Below are 19,520 nucleotides of genomic sequence, written 5' to 3' on the forward strand. Positions count from 1 at the left end.
GATGTCATGACTTTTACAGACCCTTTTATTCAACGTCCTATCATGGCGATAGCCTTGAGTTTTTTAGTCTTAATTTTAGGATTACAAGCGGTTTTTAAATTACAAGTTCGCGAATATCCTGAAATGACGAATACCGACATTATCGTTTCTACGAGCTATTACGGTGCGCCTGCAGAGGTAATTCAAGGTTTTATCACCCAACCATTGCAACAAGCGGTTGCTGAAGCGGACAAAATCGACTTTTTAGAATCTAGCAGTCGACTGGGAAGCAGTACAATTACTGCCCACATGAAAGTGGGAACTGACCCGAATGCAGCCTTAGCAGAAATCATGGCGAAGGTGAATAGTGTTAATTCACAATTGCCTCAAGAAGCAGAAAACCCCTCGATTTCTAGCAAAACAGGGTCAAATACGGCTTTGATGTACCTTAGTTTTTTTAGTGAACGCCTATCCACCGCGCACATTGGGGATTATTTAAAACGGAATGTGCAAAACCAACTGCTCTCTGTAGAAGGGGTTTCAACGGCTAATGTTCTCGCCCCCGCGCTGTCTATTCGTATTTGGTTAGACCCTAAAGCAATGGCAACGCACAATTTAACGACCAATGAAATTAATACTATCCTCGCTAACAATAATTACCGTTCTGCACCGGGTCAAGTCAAAAGTCGTTATTTTCAATATACTATTCAAGTTGATACCGATTTAAATGATATTGAAGCCTTTAAACAGATGATTGTTGCACAACGGACAGAAGGGGTTATTCGGCTACGTGATATTGCAAAGGTTGAATTATCTTCTGTCCGCGAGGCGGTTAAATCACGGATAGGTGGCATTAATGCCGTCGTGATTGCGATTGAATCCACGCCAACCGCCAATCCATTAGATGTTGCCAAACGAGTGACCAAAAAACTCGCAGAAATTGAACGCAATTTAGCAGCGGGCATCAAGATGGAAATCAGCTACGATGCAACGGAATATATTGAAGCCTCGATTTATGAAGTCTTGCGCACGATTGGCGAAGCAGGTCTGATTGTTATTTTGGTAATTTTCTTATTCATGGGGTCATTCCGTGCGATGTTAATTCCCATCGTTACCATCCCCTTTTCCTTGATTGGCGTTTGTCTTGCCATGCAAATGCTGGGTTTTTCCATTAACCTACTCACATTACTAGCAATGGTCTTAGCCATTGGATTAGTTGTTGATGATGCTATTGTAGTGGTGGAAAACGTAGAACGTCATTTACAAATGGGCAAAACCCCTTTTGCTGCTGCAATCGTTGGCACACGTGAAATTGCAGTTCCTGTTATCAGTATGACAATTGCGCTCGCCGCAGTTTATTCACCCATCGCCTTACTCGACGGGGTAACTGGCACACTCTTCAAAGAATTTGCCTTAACCCTAGCGGGTGCGGTGGTTGTGTCTGGCATGGTCGCGCTCACCTTATCGCCTGCAATGTGTTCACTGATTTTAAAACATAGCGAACATGCCAGTCGTTTTGAACTGGGCGTGCAATCCACAATGGGGCGTGTTGAACGCGGTTACGGATACCTATTGGACAGAACACTCGCGCATCGTTCAGCCATTCTGCTCTTTGCCTTCATCGTGATGGGTTCGTTAATCTTCCTCTTTCCCATTATTCCCTCAGAGCTTGCACCCAACGAGGAAAAAGGTGCATTTTTAGGGATTGCAACAGCACCTAGTAGTGCAAATTTAGACTTTATCGATGCGAATTTAACCGAAATTGGCAAACGCGCCAATCAAATCAATGGTATTCGTAATACCTTAAGTCTATCAGGTATGCCGAGTACTAATAATGGATTAGCCGTTATGCTCAGCGCGCCATGGGAACAACGGGAAAACAGTGAAAAACAAATGATAGCGTTACTCACTGATAAGGTTAAAGATATTGCAGGCGTGAATATGGCAGCATTTCCCCTGCCCGCCTTACCCGGTGGTGGTAGTGGATTGCCTATTCAAATGGTGATTAAAAGCACTGCTGATTATGAAACGATGATGAAAGTCGCGCTAGAACTGCAAGAAAAAGCCAATGCCAGCCATTTATTCATTTTTAACGACTTGGATATTAAATTTGATACCGCGACGATTAAAATGCACATTAATCGTGACAAAGCAGGTAGTTATGGTATTACGATGGCAGAAATCGCCAACACCTTATCCACCCTTGTAGGCGATGGGCGTGTTAATTACATCAATCGGGATGGACGCAGTTATGAAGTAGTTCCCCAAGTCATACGCACCGACCGCCTAACCCCTGAAGCATTAGGCTCATATTACCTACGCACAGCATCAGGACAACAAATTCCATTATCAGAACTGGTTAGCCTGAAAGTACGGGGTGAACCCTCATCACTGATTCAAATGGACCAAGCCAACGCCATTACTTTAGGGGGTGTTCCCATGCCCACAACCACCGTTGGCAATGTACTCACCTTTTTAACCACCGAAGCCGATAAAATTTTACCATCCGGTTTTAGCTATGATTTTAAAGGCCCTTCCCGCCAATACATGCAAGAGGGTTCATCCCTGTATATCACGTTTATCCTTGCATTAGCGATTATTTTCCTTGTCTTAGCCATACAATTTGAAAGCTGGCGCGACCCTTTAGTCATTATGGTTTCTGTGCCACTGGCTTTATGTGGCGCGTTATTGGTGATGGCTTGGGGTGTTGCAAGTTTAAATATCTACACCCAGATTGGTTTAATTACCCTGATTGGCTTAATTACCAAACATGGGATTTTAATGTGTGAAGTGGCGAAAGAAAGACAACTATATTTACAAGAAAGCAAAATGGATGCGATTCAACACGCCGCCCGAATTCGCTTACGTCCTATTTTAATGACTGTTATTGCGATGGTTTCTGGCGTTATTCCCTTACTTTATGCAGCAGGTCCCGGTGCAGCAGCACGTTTTAGCATTGGGATTGTCATTTTCTCTGGTTTATCAATAGGAACATTATTTACTTTATTCGTATTACCCACCGTTTATAGCTTTTTGGGTGAAACGCATAAACCATTACCCATTTATAAAGAACCTGTTAGCTTAGATAAAGAAGAAGTAACCGTTTCGACAATATAACATCCACATCAGACTTGTTAGATTTCAAGAGTCTAGCAAGTCTTAAATACGCTAGTCAGATATATAGTAACCATAGTGCTAAAAACTAAGTATTTATTCTTTTAAATATCCACGACTAAACAGCAAACTTCCCCCTATTCCTAAAGCGGGGGAATTTTTCCCCGCTACGCCATTGCTGTCAATTTTTCCAATCTTAATGCAGACCATCAATCTCAAACGGCTTCCAAATCAAAAGCAGCAGCAATCAGAGCCTTGGTGTAAGGTTGTTGTGGATGGGTAAAAATAGTATTTGTCGCACCTTGTTCAACGACTTGCCCTGCTTTCATAACCATAATTTCATCACTTAACGCTCGAATCACCGCTAAATCATGGCTGATAAAAATATAAGCCAATTGATAACGCGCCTGTAAATCACGCAACAAATCAATAATCTGTGCTTGCACCGAGCGGTCTAATGCTGAAGTCGGCTCGTCTAAAATCACTAATTTGGGTTTTAAAACCATTGCCCGCGCAATTGCAACCCGTTGACGTTGGCCACCCGAAAACTCATGCGGATAACGGTGACGTGTATCAGGGTCTAAACCAACCTCTTGTAATACTTTAATAATCAACTGCTCACGTTCTGCGACATTGCCACCAATTTGGTGAACTTCCAACCCCTCGCCAATGATTTGTCCTATGGATAAACGCGGGCTTAAACTACTAAAGGGGTCTTGAAAAACAATTTGCATGGCACAGCGTAAGGGACGCAACTCAGCGGTAGATAATCCTTGAATTTCATTATTTTGAAAGCGGATAATGCCCTGACTTTTTTCTAAGCGTAATAATGCCAACCCTAACGTTGTTTTACCCGAACCACTTTCGCCAACAATGCCCAACGTTTGCCCTGCTTTAACCCGTAGCGAAACACCATCCACCGCTTTAATATAATCAGTTGTGCGTTGTAAGATGCCTTGTTTGAGCGGAAACCAGACTTTTATTTGTTCTGCACTCAGAATTTCTGGTGCATTAGGTAACATCGCAATGGCTTTGCCACTGGGTTTTGCATTCAACAAGCGTTGTGAATAAGGATGTTGGGGATTAGCAAAAAAATTTTCTGTTTCAGCGGCTTCTACTAATTCACCCTGTTGCATCACACAGACGCGGTCGGCAAATTTGCGCACAATGCTCAAATCATGGGTGATAAACAGCATTGCCATCTGCAAATTCTGCTGTAACTGCTTAAGTAACTGAAGAATTTGTGCTTGAATCGTCACATCTAGCGCAGTCGTTGGTTCATCCGCGATTAAAATATCGGGTTCATTCGCTAAGGCCATCGCAATCATCACCCGTTGCCGTTGTCCACCCGATAATTGATGCGGATAAGCATTTAACCGTTTTTCAGCATCAGGCAAACCAACCAACGCGAGCAACTCTAAAATGCGGGTATGTGCCTGAGCCACACTCATTTTTTTGTGTAAAAACAACACTTCCCCAATTTGCTGGCGAATGGTATGCAGGGGATTTAATGAAGTCATCGGTTCTTGAAAAATAATACTGATACGATTACCACGAATATTCCGAATCATGGCAGGAGATGCACCTAATAGTGCTTGTTGCCGAAAGTAAATATTGCCCGTTGGATGCGAGGCGAGCGGATAGGGAAGCAGTTGCAAAATCGATAATGCAGTGACAGATTTCCCCGAACCACTTTCACCAACAATCGCCAATGTTTCGCCTTTATTCAAGTGAAAACTTACCCCCTTTACGGCAAGATGAGCTACACCCGATTGATGAAATGCAACGGATAAATCATGGACCGCTAATAAGTTATCATTATTAATCAAGCTATCTTGATGCAGATGCGCTTGTTCACCGTTAGGAAGGGAAGGCAGTTTGGTGGTGTTTTTACGAGGGTCAAAGGCATCACGCACGGCTTCCCCTACAAAAATTAACAAGCTCAACATGAGGGCTAAAACAACAAACGCAGTAATTCCCAACCATGGTGCTTGTAAATTATTCCGTCCTTGCAACAAAAGCTCCCCTAAAGAAGGTGAGCCAACAGGTAAGCCAAAGCCCAAAAAATCTAATGCGGTTAAGGTTGTTACTGAACCGCTCATAATAAATGGAAGCATCGTCAACGTTGCAACCATCGCATTAGGCAGGGTATGACGAAGCATAATCGTGGTATTGCCTACCCCTAATGCTTTTGCTGCTCGAATATAATCAAAATTTCGCGCCCGTAAAAATTCTGCCCGTACCACACCCACTAAAGACATCCAACTGAATAATAACATAATAATTAATAGCCACCAGAAATTAGGCTCTATCACGCTAGCGAGAATAATTAAAATGTATAAAGTTGGCATACTCGACCAAATTTCGATAAATCGTTGTGACAATAAATCTATCCAACCACCGAAATAGCCTTGCACTGCGCCTGCTGCAATTCCTATAACCGAGCTAAGAACCGTTAAAATTAAGCCAAATAAAACGGAAATCCGAAATCCATAAATTAAGCGCGCTAAAACATCGCGTCCTTGGTCGTCTGTGCCTAACCAATTTTCTTGGCTAGGCGCGGAAGGGGCGGGGGTGGGTAAATTATAATTGATGGTATCGTAACTATAAGGAATTAAAGTATTTAGCATCCAGCCATGTGCATTAATAAGGGCTTGCACTGTAGGGTCGCGATAATTTGCAGGCAGGGGTAAATCACCACCGAATTGTTCTTCAGTATAATCATATAGTTGTGGAAAATACCAAGCCTCGTTATATTTTATAATCAGTGGTTTATCGTTAGCGATTAATTCAGCAAATAGGGTAACAAAAAATAGGAGCAGGAACAGCCATAATGACCACACTCCGCGACGATTTGCGAAAAAATTACGTAAACGACGTTGATTTAGCGGAGATAGTTGCATAAGTGCCATAGTTGCTTTGGTCTATAAGATTTGGTTTATTTTTCTGAGGGGATAACTCAATAAAAAAGATGTTTTAATTCAATCGCTTTTTAAGTAGTCCCATTGTTTTAAAACACATCAAATAACTGGCTAATTGATGCAACGGTAATGCCGTTTATCAGTGCGTTAAGGACGGTACTAACCATTATCTTAGTGCTAAATGAGTCAGAATAAGTCATTTTTCTGATGAGAGACTGCCTGAATCAGGATTTTCAGAATTATCAAGGTCATCACTTTTATACCAACTAACACTGAAACGCCCGATTTACATAACAATTATGTTTATTCTTTCCTGTTTAGCACCGCCATCTGTCTTATTCTAACCATTTTTATCAGTTTAAATAGACCTTACCCTAACAAAATAACCCTACCAAGTGGTATTAAATTTGCTTTAGAATGAGCGACAAATAATTGCCTGTCCGCCACCATTCAGGAATGCTCAATTCCACTCGTTTTTTTAATAAATATTTCACCTCGTCGAGCGCGTCAACCGCGCAGTTCTCGCTGCAACCGTTGCGTTTTTCGCCGATTAGTTTTGCTCGCCTGCCAAAAGGTATTGATAACGTTCATATTGATGTGCAACTAGGCGCAAATTTTGTTGCTATTTGTCAAGATTCTATTTACACCCTGTTATTAGAACGTACCAATACAAAACGTCGTTTTACTGACAAACCTTCTGAAACTGCCCGCCGTAAATTATCTGCTTTGCATGATAGTTATGCCGATATTTTGCAAATCACTATCCATCGTTGTAAACAGCATAAACAATTAGATTTATTACAATTATTTGAAGTTGCCGTTATTAAATTCATTATAAAACAAGTTGCGGATAAAGCTGAACAAGTCATGCAAGAAATGAAAAATGTATTACTCAGCAGCAACGGACAAAGTAGTGCAACCGATACGTATGATAGAACCGTATGGATGTCAAAAAACTATAATCGCTTATTACAAAAAGTAACATCAGAAGTTATAGAACAAATTCAACGCGCTGAAACAGGAAACGGACAACAATTAAAAATTTCGTTACTTGGTATTACGTGGTCAATTCCACCTGATATGTTGTCGAATCCTTTACTACAAAGTCCTGATGCACATGATTTAGAAATGTTAATGGATTATTACGTTTTACTCTCGCAAGATACAGATAGTATTTATGGATTTAATCGATTAAGTGAAATATTAGATACAACCCTCGATAAAATTGCACAATTATTCCGCTTTGATGAAGTCAGCACCAATGACCATGTAACGGGTTCTGCGATTCCCTCCCACTTAGATAATGACCTTACCTTAACTTTTTCATGGCGTGATGTACCTGATAATATTCGTTTATTATTTGATAGCGAGCATACTCACCAAAGTTTAACCGATAGTCAGCTAGAACCCGCAGAAAAACTTTATTTAAAAAATTGTTTACGATTACAAGAAAAATCCTTGCAATTATTAATCGATATACTGAATCAGTATCATATTATTCCACATATTTTAGCGGCTTATGAAACCCTACGGTTATATGAACATTATGCACACCTGATTAAGCCTTATTTGCTCTACCAAGCAATTTGTGGCGATGCGTCTATTGACGAGGTTTGGTATAAACTCAAACTCAGTGAAAAAGTACGTCCTTTACGTCGTCTGGGTGATAAACCATTATCAGTTAATGCGCTGGTAGAAACCCAGAAAAATATTCGTAAAATGGCAAAAAACCCACCCCCTGCCGTTTTATACCGCTTTGTTAAAGATTTTTGCACTTATCGACGCGACTTAAAGTATCGTCATCTATTGCAACAAGCAATGGAACAAGTTAATTTTATTAGTAACCCTAATGACTTACACTTATCAAAGACCAATGGTATTTTACATTCATTTTTTGAACAAGCTGAACTAACTGATGAAGAAGATGTTATTAAATGTCATGTTATCCTTAAAGCCGATTTGCGCGGTTCAACCACGATTACCAGCGAATTACGCAAGCGCGGTTTAAATCCTGCTACGCATTTTAGTCGAACTTTTTTTAATCCAATTCGGCAATTATTAGAAGAATACGGTGCGGAAAAGGTTTTTATCGAAGGCGATGCGATTATTCTCAGTTTATTTGATTATCACAATAAACCAGCCAGTTGGTTCTCTGTCGCACGTGCTTGTGGGTTAGCGCGCAGTATGTTGGCTGTGGTTGATGAACAAAACCAATTTTGTCGACAACACGGGCTACCTATTTTAGAACTGGGTATTGGGATTTGTTACGCAGAAGACGCACCCGATTTTTTATACGATGGTGAACAACGAATTATGATTTCCCCCGCTATTGGAGATGCAGATAGACTCTCTTCTTGCTCGTGGAAATTACGCCAACGTTACGGACGACTCAATTTATTAACGCGGGTCTTGGTCTTTCAACAACCTGAAACTGATAAGTTTAAAGGCGAAAAAGGCATGACCACCTTTCGCTATAATTTAAATGGGATTGAATTGGATATCGAAGGCTTTAAAAAATTACAAACAGAAATTGCATTACGTAAGTTTAATATTCAATTACCGGGCGATAATTATAAAACCACGTTTTATGCGGGATATTACAAAAATATGCAAGGACAAACCTTAGATGTGGTTGTCAGAGAAGGCTGGGTGCGATTATGGCAAGAAGAAAATACGGATTATCCACTCACCAAACAACGTTATTATGAAGTTTTGACACATAAAAAAATTTTACAAACCATACAAAATGCGTTACAAAAATCGCCTACGTAAGTGCAAATTTATCCCCATACTCTTTGACCTCATTAAAAAATCGCTATGCTAAATCGTCTTGTTGCCGTTGCCCCAATGTTAGATTGGACAGACAGGCATGACCGCTACTTTTTACGTCTGATTTCTCCCTCTGTCTTGTTATACAGCGAAATGGTAACAACTGGCGCGATTCTATATGGCGACCGTGACCGCTTTCTTCGCTTTCATCCCGCAGAATATCCCGTTGCATTACAACTGGGTGGGAGCGACCCTCATGCACTGGCGGAATGTGCAAAAATTGCTGAAGCCTATGGTTATGCAGAAATTAATTTAAATGTTGGCTGTCCTAGTGACCGTGTACAATCAGGACAATTTGGCGCGTGTTTAATGGCTACGCCCGCATTGGTTGCCGATTGCGTTGCTAGTATGCGCTCAGCGGTTAAAATTCCTGTTACGGTTAAATCGCGTATAGGTATTGACGACTTAGACAGTTATGAACACTTAACCAATTTTATTCAAGTCGTTGCAAAAGCAGGTTGTGACACCTTTATTGTTCATGCTCGTAAAGCATGGCTGACGGGTTTAAGCCCTAAAGAAAATCGGGATATTCCCCCTTTACGTTACGATATTGTCCACCGCTTAAAAGCTGATTTTCCCCATTTGACGATTATTATCAATGGTGGACTAAAAACTATTGCAGATATTGAACAACAATTGCAAGTTGTTAATGGGGTCATGATAGGACGTGAAGCCTATCAAAATCCTTATTTATTAGCCGAGATAGAACAACGCTTTTTTAATTCCGCTTATCGTAAACCCACGCGCTACACCATTGTGGAACAAATGATTCCTTATATTACAGATGAATTAGACAGCGGGCGGGCATATTTATCAAATATTACACGTCATCTATTTGGCTTATTTCAAGGTGAATGTGGCGCAAAACAGTGGCGACGTTATTTAAGCGAACACGCCCCCAAACGACCAGCGGATGCCCATGTTGTGCGTCAAGCCCTTATCGCTGTGGAAAAAATTCGTACAACTTTACAAGAGGCAGGTTGCTGAAAATGGAAGAATCAACACAATCAAGTTTATTAACCAAAGATAAAACCCTAGCAGCCTTAGATTTTTTACGAAACCGTTTCCCTAATACTTTTTTTCCCATAGGACAAATAAAATACGCCCTTGCCGTTGGCATTCGTCAAGAGATTAATGCTTGTTTAAAACATCCTGATGGTACTAATGATTTGCCCGAAAACCTCAGTTTTAAACGCATCAGTGCGGCCATTTGTTTGTATTGTCATCATCCTGATTACCAAATCTTGATTAAAACAGCAGGGGTAAAGCGAGTTGATTTAAATGGAAATATCATCGGGGAAGTGACTGAAGAGCAGGCTCAATCGTTTAAAGACCGTCGCAACGCAAAACCGCAAACGACACACGCTAATCTGCTTAATGAACCTCTCAATGCAAAAAAGTACATGGCAGTTATTCCTGTGCGTAGTGTGAAAGTGACAATTCCCATTTTATCGTCCAATTTACCGCATAATTTACGTTTACCCAGTAAAACGCCAGAAACAAACTGGAAAATTGAATTAGCCAATCCAAAGGGCGCGCCGTTGACCATTACGGCACAAACCACCAGTAAAGCGCATCAGCGTATGTTAAAAACCGTACAAGATTACGAAACCAGTGGGAAAGAAGCTTGGATATTGTTGCAGGCTACCTTACTGAGTAATCACGTGCTTAAAGCACCCCAGTTATTAGTTGTGGAGAAAAAAGAGAAAGGACAAACAGGTTAATTTAAGAGGAATATTTTGTTCAGCCATCGTAGGGGAATTCGGTGCATCTTTCGCACGATGATGCACCGCTTCGCTGAAACCGCTACCATTTTAATTTTTAAAAAATAATGGGTAGTGTCAAACAAAAAAAAGATAAAGCCTATCATTATTTATCTGTACTTCTTTAGAGCTATCCAATAATTTACTGTACCCGCTACGCTATTTCATCTCAATTCGCAATTTGTGCGCGACATGAAGCCATTTTAAAAAAGTTATTAACGATTGATTTGTGTCATTAATAAACCCGCACCGATTAATACGCCACCAAATAAACGATTTTGTAGTTTTATAAAACGTGGGTCATGTAATAAATGGCGCAAGGTGTTTGCCATCAAAACGTAAGCAAACATAATAATGCTATCTAATACAACCATTGTGATACCTAATATACTGAATTGTAATAGTTGTGAGCGGTGTAAATCGACAAATTGTGGTAATAATGCGGCTAAAAAAACGATTGATTTCGGATTGGTCAAATTTACAAACAATCCTTGTAAAAAAATCTTTAGGGGCCGACTATTCGCAGTTAGCACTGTATCCATTTGAATATGTACGGGTTCACACCATTTTTGTATTCCTAAATAAAGTAGATAAATAACCCCGCTCCATTTAATAACGCTAAACATATTTGCTGAGGCTGCCATAATTGCGCCAATACCAAAGGCAACTAATAGCAAATAAATCAATAGACTTAACTCCATACCCACAATACCATAAAGCGTATTACGAACACCGTAACTCATAGCACTACTCATCACAAAGACGACACCTGCACCGGGTGATAGACTTAACACCAAACACGCAAGAAAGTATGCTACCCATATTTCTAACGCCATATTATTGACTCCATCAGTGCGAAAAAAACTCTGTAATATGGGACATTATGTAAACAACAAGGGATTTATAAATGCAAGATATATTTATTGTGGGTTGTGGCTATGTCGGATTACGTCTCGCACAAACGGTATTAGCGGAAGATGAGGAATGTGCGGTAATGGCGTTAGTCCGTTCAACGGAGAGCAATCGACGTTTGCAAGAAGCGGATATTATGACAGTTCCCGGTGATTTAGACCGTCCTAGCTTTTTAACGGAATTACCCACTGAACAAACCATTCTGTATTATTTCGCCCCGCCCCCTGCGACAGGAATAACTGACCCGCGTATTACGCATTTATTAAATGCCTTTAGTCCCACTGAATTACCTGCAAAAATTGTTTATATCAGCACAACAGGGGTTTATGGAGATTGTGGGGGGGATTGGGTTACTGAAGCACGTCCAACCAATCCACAAACCGACCGCGCTCGTCGTCGAGTAGATGCAGAAAATACATTAACACAGTGGTGTGATAAGCAAAAAATACCGCTGGTTATTTTGCGGGTTGCGGGTATTTATGGCGCAGGACGGTTGCCCATTGAACGTTTAAAACAAAAAACGCCTGTATTAGCGGAGGCGTTATCCCCATTTAGCAATCGAATACATGTTGATGATTTAGTAGAAGTCTGTTTGATAGCGGGGGATAGTGATGTAACAGGGATTTTTAACGTGACTGACGGAAATCCAACCACAATGACCGATTATTTTAATCATGTTGCTGATGCGTTGAAATTACCGCGTCCTCCTGTTGTAGATAAAGCAGCGGCACAAACTGAACTCAGCACAGAAATGTTGAGTTATTTAGCCGAATCTAAACGGATTAGTAATGAGAAAATGCGGACTGTTTTAGAAGTTGAGTTGTTTTATCCTGATTTAAAGAGCGGTTTACAACAATGTCTGGAAGAAATGTAAGTAACTATTCGATTTAGTCGCGTCAAAACTTACAGATAGCGGGACATAAAAGCATTTATTTTTCTGCCGTTACATTCTGGTCATTCTGAAAATATTGATTCAGACAGTCTTTAAACGGATAACACTGGTTGACATGGTGGTATCCGTGCGACTCATGCAAGTGTTGTTTTTCCTGTCTTTATACGCCAAGAGTCCCGACCCAGACTGTCCTTACTATAATTTTACAAATCAGTCTATTTTCTGACACCTTATTTACTTAAGCAGATAATCCGATAACCTTTTGTATATAAGTATCTTCCTTCAGTTGTTGTAACATAAAGGCAGCGACATCTGCGCGGGCAATAGCCTTGCCTGAAAAGTTTTTATCTTCGCTAAAACCAATATGATATTGTCCTGTTTGTTTACCATTGGTTAATCTGGCAGGGCGAATAATCACCCATTTTTTTAATCCACTGTCTTTAATTTCTTGTTCTTGTAGCACTTTATCGGCATAAGCATGGCGGATGAATAATGGCAATATAAGGTTGCGAAAGAAAAAACCTGTTTGTGGCAGGCTATCGCCAACCCCTAATGATGATTCACAAATAAGACGGCTTAGTGCAAAGCGTTTCATTGCCGCGCAAATATTGTGTGTGCCTCTGGATAAAACGCTTGTTCCCTTTATGTTTTTTGTCCCTAAAGTGCATAAAACAGCATCTTGTCCGCGCACTGCATTTTCAACATCAAAATAGTTCAGCACGTCACCTTCTAAAATGCGGATATTACTGTTTGACTTATGGATTTTTGCATGGTGTTGTAGCACCGTGACATGATGCCCTGCTGTTACTGCTTGGGCAACCAAACATCTTCCTGTTCCACCACTTGCCCCAAAAATTACAATATTCATCACTATTTCCTTTACGATTGGTCTAATCGCTTTTCAACTAACTAAACCGAAGATAAATTATTTAACTAACCTGAAAAAAGTCAATTTTGTGAAGGACTAAGGTATAATATAACGAATCCTTCTTGTTTCAAGGTTATATCTCTCTTTTCTATCTAATTATCCATCATCATGAGCGTTTCTTACCTTTTTCCTGACGACACGGTTTTATTCGGTCAGAACATTCCCCCTGAAATCGATTTATTATTACAACAAGCCGTTAAAGCCTATGATAATACAGAGGAATCTGAGAAATTATTGTGGCAAGCACAAGCCCTAGACCCTGAACAGCTTGAAGTATATATCGCCCTGTATAAATTCTATTTTTATAAATACCGTCTGGCTGATGCACAGCGCGTTGCAGAATTATCCCTTGAGATGTGCGCAAAAGTAGGTGGATTTGAAGCCGATTGGACGCAATTAACTATTAATTCAGCCGATTGGTCTAATCCAGAGGGCGCGGAACGTATTTATTTATATACGTTAAAAGCCTTGAGTTTTATCCGTTTACGTCAGCTTAATCTTGAGGGTGCAGAGCAGGTATTAACCAAGTTGCAAGAATTAGACCCCTTAGACCAAGTAGGGAGTTCTGTATTGCGGGATGTCGCCGCCAGTTTTACGACAACTGATTAATTTGTATGTCTTTCTCTGATTTAATGGTGACACGTCGTTTACAAGCATTTGTTGAGCAAGTGATAGCGTCACCAACCCCATTGGGTTATCCATTAAATTCGCAATTGGATATTACCCCGTTACAAGCCTTGTTGACCTTGCCTTTACATAATGTTGGTGACCCGTGGTCAGACCACAGTCGTAGGCATCCTAGTCATGAGTTTGAGCGGGAAGTATTGCGTTTTATTGCGGATATTTATCAGTTTCCTACCACAGAGACCTTATCAGGTTATGTGACATCGGGGGGAACAGAGGGAAATTTATATGGGTTGTACATGGGGCGAGAGGCTTATCCTGATGGCATTTTGTATTATTCTGCTGACAGTCATTATTCCATCAGCAAAAGCGCGCGCTTGTTAAAATTACCGTCTTGTGTTGTTCCCTCTCAAGCACAGGGTGAATTGGACTATAAAGCGTTGGCGGCGTGTTTATCCGCTGAACATCCTGCCATTATCGTGCTTAATATTGGTACAACGATGAAGGGGGCAATTGATGATATAGAAAAAGTGTTGGTCGTTTTACAGGAAAAAAAGATTCAACATTTTTATATACATTGTGATGCTGCTTTATTTGGCATGATATTGCCCTTTATTCCACACGCGACTTACCCCTTATTCACACAGCCAATTGATAGCTTATCTATTTCTGGACATAAATTTTTAGGGTCGCCCATGCCCTGTGGGATTGTATTATGTCGGGCAAAGGCGACTGCGAGAATAGCACAACCAATTGCTTATATAGACACGTTAGATAGTACATTATCAGGTTGTCGTAATGGACATACGCCTTTGATTTTATGGTATGCCTTGCATACAAAAGGTCATGCGGGTTTACAAGCAGAGGTTCAACAGTGTTTAGCAAACGCCCTTTATTTAGAACGACAGTTGCAAGCCTTTTCCTATCCTTTTTTACGTAATCCCCATTCTATTATTGTGTTATTTAAAAAACCTGCAAAAGCAATTATTGATAAATGGCAACTTGCTGTTGAGGGCGACTGGGCGCATGTAGTGGTAATGCAACAAGTGACAAGTACCGTCATTGATGCTTTTTTACAAGATTTATTGGGTGCGGGATAACATCCAAATTGTCAGTATTCATTAACCCGTTAGAAATACGCTTAATTATTATTCAAATAGCTTATCTCGTGCATAAACGGTGTAACTCTTGCTTATTAAGGTTATATCAACGTAATTGTGTGACATCATGTCTTAATATGATGACAGTTTAACGCTATGGGAGCATCTAAAACGCATGTGTGGCATTGTTGGCTTATTTACGAAAAATGCACGGCTTGAACCACAACTTGGTGCTTTACTCTCTGCGATGCTCGTCGATATGGGTGAGCGTGGTTCGGATAGTACGGGAGTGGCTATTTATAAAGACCAAGTTTCACAACCTGCGATGAAATTAACCCTCTTTCATCCTGCAACAAATTATGATTGGACTCGATTAGGCGAAATTGTTACCAAAAATTTTGGCGGTAAAGTAAATCTGTCTATCCGTACTAACCATGCGATTATTACTGTGATGGAACAATTAGATGTGATAAAGCGGTGGATGCATCAACAATTTCCTGATGTCCGTTTGATGAGTGCGGGCGATACGATAGAAATTTATAAAGAAATTGGTACTGCCGCTGATTTTGTGGAACATTTTAATCTACATGAATTACATGGCACTCATGCACTGGGACACACACGGATGGCAACTGAAAGTGCTGTCACCACAGAACATGCACATCCGTTTTCTACGGGATTGGATTTGTGTCTGGTACATAATGGTTCATTATCTAATCATAATCGGTTGCGCCAACAATTACAGCGTAAAGGGATTGAGTTTGAAACAGATAATGATAGCGAAGTTGCCGCAGGCTATTTAACGTGGCAATTGTCACAAGGTGCAACCTTAGACCAAGCCTTAGAATCTGCTTTAAAAGATATTGATGGTTTTTATACGTTTGCAATTGGTACTCGAGATGGCTTTGCGGTATTGCGTGACCCGATTGCGTGTAAACCTGCGGTGATGGCGGAAACCGATGATTGGGTTGCTGTCGCCTCAGAATTTCGAACAATCGCCCATTTACCCAATGCAGAAAATGCGCGCATTTGGGAACCTGCTCCCGCAACTATTTATAGTTGGCATAGAACCTAAAGAGAAAAATAATTATGTTATTGATTGATTTAGATGAAAGTAGCATTCGTCAATTGAACCAACAATTACATCAGCCAACCGCCGCTAATGAGTCTTGGCAAATTAAAAATCCACGCGGTAAACATAATATTGCGGTTGGTATGATGACCCCTGCGACTATTCAGATTGATGGGCATGTGGGCTATTATTGCGGGGGAATGAATCAATTAGCGACATTACAAATTAATGGAAATGCGGGTTCTGGTGTTGCAGAAAATATTATGTCGGGACGGATACAGGTTAAAGGCAGTGCTTCTCAATATGCGGCCGCATCTGGACAGGGTGGCTTGGTCGTGATTGAAGGCGATGCTAGTTCACGCTGTGGTATCTCTATGAAAGGGGTTAATATTGTTGTGGGTGGCTCTGTAGGACACATGAGTGCCTTTTTAGCGCAGAAAGGCTGTTTAGTCATTTGCGGAGATGCGGGTGATAATTTAGGTGATTCTTTATACGAAGCGGTTATTTACGTGCGTGGTACAGTGAGTAGTTTAGGTGCAGGGTGTGTGGAAAAAGAAATGAAAACTCAGCATATTACACAAGTAGATACGTTACTAAAACAAGCAGGCATCAGTGCTGACCCAATGACCTTTCGCCGTTATGGTTCTACACGTGAACATTATTACTTTCATAGTATGCACCTTAAAGAAACGGTATCAGGTTAAATTATTAATATACTTCAGGTGTTAAGTTGTTATCGATAATATTTGCTACGCGACGATTAGCACCATAATTTATGATTTATCAATAATCACTGGGTTTTTACGTCGCCAGACAGCAATTATTAAAGGGATAATCATCATCACCAGCATTAAACGAAGCAGTTGATGTACAGAGACAAAAGCAGGGTCTAATTGTAACCATAATGCAATCAGCATTAATTCAGTACCACCTCCCGGTGCAAAAGCAAAGACGAGGCTAATAAATGCAATTCCTGTTATCAGGTGTAAAACCCCCGCAAAAATTAACGTAATCCCCATAGAAATAAACACCATCCCTAATCCCATTTTTAATAAATGTAATGCCTTTAGCCACGCAAACCCTGCAAAACGACAACCGATAGATGAGCCGATAACCAGTTGGGTAATAATCATTAAACCACTGGGCGGTTTTGCGGTTGTTAATAAACTGATGTGAACAAGCGCGCTGAGAACAAGCGGATAAAAGAGCATTGCCGCAGGGGCTTGAAAGCGCAGAGCCAATAAAAAACCTAATACCCCACAAGAAACCAATAGAAATGCGTCATACAACCCCATTATGTTGGTTTTTACGGAAAGGTATTGTGTGGGTACAAAATCAGTCTGTGTAAACCAGAGTAGTAGCGGTAGGCTTAGGAGGATAACAATCACCCTCAGTGCATGGAACAATGCGACGGCTCTTACATCGGCACGAAGTTGGTCACTGAGTAAAACCATTTCGCTCAGTCCACCGGGGACACTCGCAAACCATGCAGAAAGCGTATCCAGTTTTGCGATACGTTGACAGTAATACATCGCGGAAAAAATGATAACAATGAGGTAAAGCACGATACAACTTAAGGTTAATAACCATTGTTCGGCTTGTTGTAATAGTTGTAGTGAAAAACTACTACCCAGCATAACGCCTATAACTGCAAAGGTTATGCTGTTTAATCTTCTGAATATGAGCAGTGGCAATCCTGCCATGCTAAGCAGTAAGGTAAGTGTAAGCGAGCCAAGCAACCAAGGGGCTGGAATCGTGAAATGGTTAAAGAGTAAACCGCCCGCTAAACCCAGCGTTAAGGTGAGAAATAACCGCGAAAATTGTGCTATCAAGGAAAATACAACTACTTTTTATGAAACAATTATTTTAAAGGCTGTCAAAATCAACAATTAATCCTTCACGGGCGATATGACAGTTCATAAGCGATTGACGTTCATGTAAAATCTTAACGGCTGAACGGTGTAGGGTTTCTATTTTGTCATCGTTATAGTTTGGGTCAACGTGGAAAAGATAAAGTTGTTTCACATCGGCATCCGCTGCAAAATTGACAGTATCAATATAGCAAGAATGTCCCCAACCGCGTTTTTTATTATAATCTTCAGGGGTATATTGTGCGTCGTGAATAAAAATATTTGCCTCACGAATATATTCTTGTGCCTTTGCCCGTTCTTCGGCTTGCATCGCCATAATGAGCGCGTGTTCTTGCTCATTCATTTCTTCTTTGCGTGTTTCTATATTTTGGTCAATAAAAGACAGTTCGTTGTCTGAAGCATAAATAATGGTTTTACCTTTCACTTCAATGCGATAACCAAATGTACTACCGGGATGATGTACGTTAAAGCTAGTGATTTTATAAGGACCATAATTTAATTCATTATTTTCCATATCAATATAGTTAATATTGGCTAACCACATTTCTACTTCTACAGGAAAATAGGGGTCAACCATTTGCCCTGAAATCCGTTTTTCAATTTCTTTACGATTATCTCCCGGTCCAAAAAAGTTCACTTTCCAGCCAGGTACAAATGCGGGTACAAAAAACGGTAATCCAGAAATATGGTCCCAGTGGTAGTGGGTTAAAATAATCGTTACTTCACGAATATCTTGCTGTCCCATCAGGGCATTACCCAGCGGTATAATGCCTGTACCCCCATCACAAATGAGTAAGTGATTGTCAACGCGCAATTCTACACAGGATGTATTGCCACCAACCCGCAAATGACTGCCAAAAGGTGCGGGGTATGAACCCCTCACGCCCCAAAAGCGAATGTAGTTGAGTGAGTTACTCATTTATTAGTAGCTTCCGTTTTTGTCGGGGGGGTAATGTCAACATATTTACAAACCAAATCACGAATTTCCTTAAACCGTAAGGGTTTAATCACAAAATCTAATGCACCCAATTGTTTAGCGATATAGCGGTCTTGCGCATAATCTTTGGAAGTTACCATGATAACAAGGGTATTTTTTTGATTTTCTTGGGTACGTAAACGACGGAGAAAAGTCAGCCCATCCATACCAGGCATAATAATATCTAAAAACAATAAATCAGGTGTATGCTCTTGTAAATAAGGCATTGCTTCATCAGGCGATTTGAACCCCATAAAATTTATCGCAAGAGGGTCAATGCTGAATTGGTAAAGGGAAATGGAGGTTGCGCTATCGTCCACTACCACAATAGTTGGTCTTTTTTCTGTCATGAAGTTAAACCTATCAACTATTAATTTTGGTGCGTCAGTTATCACAGATGAATCGAATTAGCTGGCAATCAGTACGCATCATTAACGCAATCTCTTATAAATAAGGTGTTGGTTGCATTTGAATATCGTCAATTGTGGAGAATTCTACTCTATCGTTTATACAATGTTACCCATTGGTTAATGTATATA

15 protein-coding genes are annotated in these 19,520 nt (G+C 40.5%); 9 read left to right on the top strand and 6 right to left on the bottom strand.

All coding sequences use genetic code 11. The annotated features are described in order from the left end of the window. Positions 1–6: 6 nt before the first annotated feature. Positions 7–3,096 carry an efflux RND transporter permease subunit gene (locus AL038_RS11945; RefSeq protein WP_062153115.1) on the top strand — a complete coding sequence of 1,030 codons (3,090 nt, stop codon included), beginning with the start codon at positions 7–9 and terminating at the stop codon, positions 3,094–3,096. 212 nt (positions 3,097–3,308) lie between these two features. Here AL038_RS11945 and AL038_RS19010 read toward each other — a convergent pair whose 3' ends face one another. Next, positions 3,309–5,996 carry a dipeptide ABC transporter ATP-binding protein gene (locus AL038_RS19010; protein WP_236839377.1) on the bottom strand — a complete coding sequence of 896 codons (2,688 nt, stop codon included), beginning with the start codon at positions 5,994–5,996 and terminating at the stop codon, positions 3,309–3,311. Positions 5,997–6,470: 474 nt separating this feature from the next. Between AL038_RS19010 and AL038_RS11955 the strand changes: the two genes are divergently transcribed. The 3 genes from AL038_RS11955 to AL038_RS11965 are packed head-to-tail and all read left to right on the top strand — an operon-like array spanning position 6,471 to position 10,567. Beyond that, positions 6,471–8,786, top strand: a complete 2,316-nt coding sequence (locus tag AL038_RS11955; RefSeq protein WP_062153117.1) for a hypothetical protein — start codon at positions 6,471–6,473, stop codon at positions 8,784–8,786. 45 nt (positions 8,787–8,831) lie between these two features. Beyond that, the gene (gene dusA, locus AL038_RS11960; RefSeq protein ID WP_062153119.1) at positions 8,832–9,830 is read left to right on the top strand and encodes a tRNA dihydrouridine(20/20a) synthase DusA; all 999 of its coding nucleotides are present in this window, start codon (positions 8,832–8,834) and stop codon (positions 9,828–9,830) included. 2 nt (positions 9,831–9,832) lie between these two features. Continuing rightward, positions 9,833–10,567, top strand: a complete 735-nt coding sequence (locus AL038_RS11965) for a ProQ/FINO family protein (RefSeq protein WP_062153121.1) — start codon at positions 9,833–9,835, stop codon at positions 10,565–10,567. Between the two features lie 254 nt (positions 10,568–10,821). Here AL038_RS11965 and AL038_RS11970 read toward each other — a convergent pair whose 3' ends face one another. After that, positions 10,822–11,442 (bottom strand): LysE family transporter, encoded by a 621-nt coding sequence (locus AL038_RS11970; protein WP_062153123.1) that lies wholly within the window; start codon positions 11,440–11,442, stop codon positions 10,822–10,824. 71 nt (positions 11,443–11,513) lie between these two features. Between AL038_RS11970 and AL038_RS11975 the strand changes: the two genes are divergently transcribed. Then, positions 11,514–12,392, top strand: coding sequence for an SDR family oxidoreductase (locus tag AL038_RS11975; protein ID WP_062153125.1), 879 nt, complete (start codon positions 11,514–11,516; stop codon positions 12,390–12,392). Between the two features lie 256 nt (positions 12,393–12,648). On the opposite strand, the gene AL038_RS11980 is transcribed toward AL038_RS11975, so the two are convergent. Then, entirely contained in the window at positions 12,649–13,278 is a 630-nt protein-coding gene (locus AL038_RS11980) for an NAD(P)-dependent oxidoreductase (RefSeq protein ID WP_062153127.1), read from the bottom strand. A 168-nt stretch (positions 13,279–13,446) separates the two neighbouring features. On the opposite strand from AL038_RS11980, the gene AL038_RS11985 reads away from it, so the two are divergent. The 4 genes from AL038_RS11985 (at position 13,447) to AL038_RS12000 (ending at position 16,838) form a co-directional block, all read left to right on the top strand. Beyond that, entirely contained in the window at positions 13,447–13,947 is a 501-nt protein-coding gene (locus tag AL038_RS11985) for a hypothetical protein (RefSeq protein ID WP_062153129.1), read from the top strand. 5 nt (positions 13,948–13,952) lie between these two features. Further along, on the top strand, positions 13,953–15,062 hold the full coding sequence (locus tag AL038_RS11990; RefSeq protein ID WP_066246135.1) for a histidine decarboxylase: 1,110 nt from the start codon (positions 13,953–13,955) through the stop codon (positions 15,060–15,062). 175 nt (positions 15,063–15,237) lie between these two features. Then, a complete protein-coding gene (locus AL038_RS11995) occupies positions 15,238–16,137 on the top strand; it encodes a class II glutamine amidotransferase (RefSeq protein WP_062153133.1) in 900 nt (299 codons plus the stop codon). Between the two features lie 14 nt (positions 16,138–16,151). After that, positions 16,152–16,838: a GltB/FmdC/FwdC-like GXGXG domain-containing protein gene (locus tag AL038_RS12000; protein WP_062153135.1), complete on the top strand. Its 687-nt coding sequence runs from the start codon at positions 16,152–16,154 to the stop codon at positions 16,836–16,838. 69 nt (positions 16,839–16,907) lie between these two features. On the opposite strand, the gene AL038_RS12005 is transcribed toward AL038_RS12000, so the two are convergent. The 3 genes from AL038_RS12005 to AL038_RS12015 are packed head-to-tail and all read right to left on the bottom strand — an operon-like array spanning position 16,908 to position 19,331. Next, positions 16,908–17,966: an AbrB family transcriptional regulator gene (locus AL038_RS12005; protein WP_062153137.1), complete on the bottom strand. Its 1,059-nt coding sequence runs from the start codon at positions 17,964–17,966 to the stop codon at positions 16,908–16,910. Positions 17,967–18,000: 34 nt separating this feature from the next. Beyond that, positions 18,001–18,924: an MBL fold metallo-hydrolase gene (locus AL038_RS12010; RefSeq protein ID WP_062153139.1), complete on the bottom strand. Its 924-nt coding sequence runs from the start codon at positions 18,922–18,924 to the stop codon at positions 18,001–18,003. Next, on the bottom strand, positions 18,921–19,331 hold the full coding sequence (locus AL038_RS12015) for a response regulator (protein WP_062153141.1): 411 nt from the start codon (positions 19,329–19,331) through the stop codon (positions 18,921–18,923). Before AL038_RS12015 ends, AL038_RS12010 begins: the two co-directional genes overlap by 4 nt. Positions 19,332–19,520: the final 189 nt, after the last annotated feature.

This window comes from Beggiatoa leptomitoformis (assembly GCF_001305575.3).
GTDB classification, from domain to species: domain Bacteria; phylum Pseudomonadota; class Gammaproteobacteria; order Beggiatoales; family Beggiatoaceae; genus Beggiatoa; species Beggiatoa leptomitoformis.

Excerpts from the sequence above, each read along its gene's own strand:
- dusA (WP_062153119.1), top strand. The coding sequence starts at position 8,832 with ATGCTAAATCGTCTTGTTGCCGTTGCCCCAATGTTAGATTGGACAGAC.
- AL038_RS12010 (WP_062153139.1), bottom strand. The coding sequence starts at position 18,924 with ATGAGTAACTCACTCAACTACATTCGCTTTTGGGGCGTGAGGGGTTCA.
- AL038_RS11990 (WP_066246135.1), top strand. The coding sequence starts at position 13,953 with ATGTCTTTCTCTGATTTAATGGTGACACGTCGTTTACAAGCATTTGTT.
- AL038_RS11965 (WP_062153121.1), top strand. The coding sequence starts at position 9,833 with ATGGAAGAATCAACACAATCAAGTTTATTAACCAAAGATAAAACCCTA.
- AL038_RS11945 (WP_062153115.1), top strand. The coding sequence starts at position 7 with ATGACTTTTACAGACCCTTTTATTCAACGTCCTATCATGGCGATAGCC.
- AL038_RS12000 (WP_062153135.1), top strand. The coding sequence starts at position 16,152 with ATGTTATTGATTGATTTAGATGAAAGTAGCATTCGTCAATTGAACCAA.
- AL038_RS11995 (WP_062153133.1), top strand. The coding sequence starts at position 15,238 with ATGTGTGGCATTGTTGGCTTATTTACGAAAAATGCACGGCTTGAACCA.
- AL038_RS11955 (WP_062153117.1), top strand. The coding sequence starts at position 6,471 with ATGCTCAATTCCACTCGTTTTTTTAATAAATATTTCACCTCGTCGAGC.
- AL038_RS12015 (WP_062153141.1), bottom strand. The coding sequence starts at position 19,331 with ATGACAGAAAAAAGACCAACTATTGTGGTAGTGGACGATAGCGCAACC.
- AL038_RS11980 (WP_062153127.1), bottom strand. The coding sequence starts at position 13,278 with ATGAATATTGTAATTTTTGGGGCAAGTGGTGGAACAGGAAGATGTTTG.
- AL038_RS11970 (WP_062153123.1), bottom strand. The coding sequence starts at position 11,442 with ATGGCGTTAGAAATATGGGTAGCATACTTTCTTGCGTGTTTGGTGTTA.
- AL038_RS11985 (WP_062153129.1), top strand. The coding sequence starts at position 13,447 with ATGAGCGTTTCTTACCTTTTTCCTGACGACACGGTTTTATTCGGTCAG.
- AL038_RS11975 (WP_062153125.1), top strand. The coding sequence starts at position 11,514 with ATGCAAGATATATTTATTGTGGGTTGTGGCTATGTCGGATTACGTCTC.
- AL038_RS19010 (WP_236839377.1), bottom strand. The coding sequence starts at position 5,996 with ATGCAACTATCTCCGCTAAATCAACGTCGTTTACGTAATTTTTTCGCA.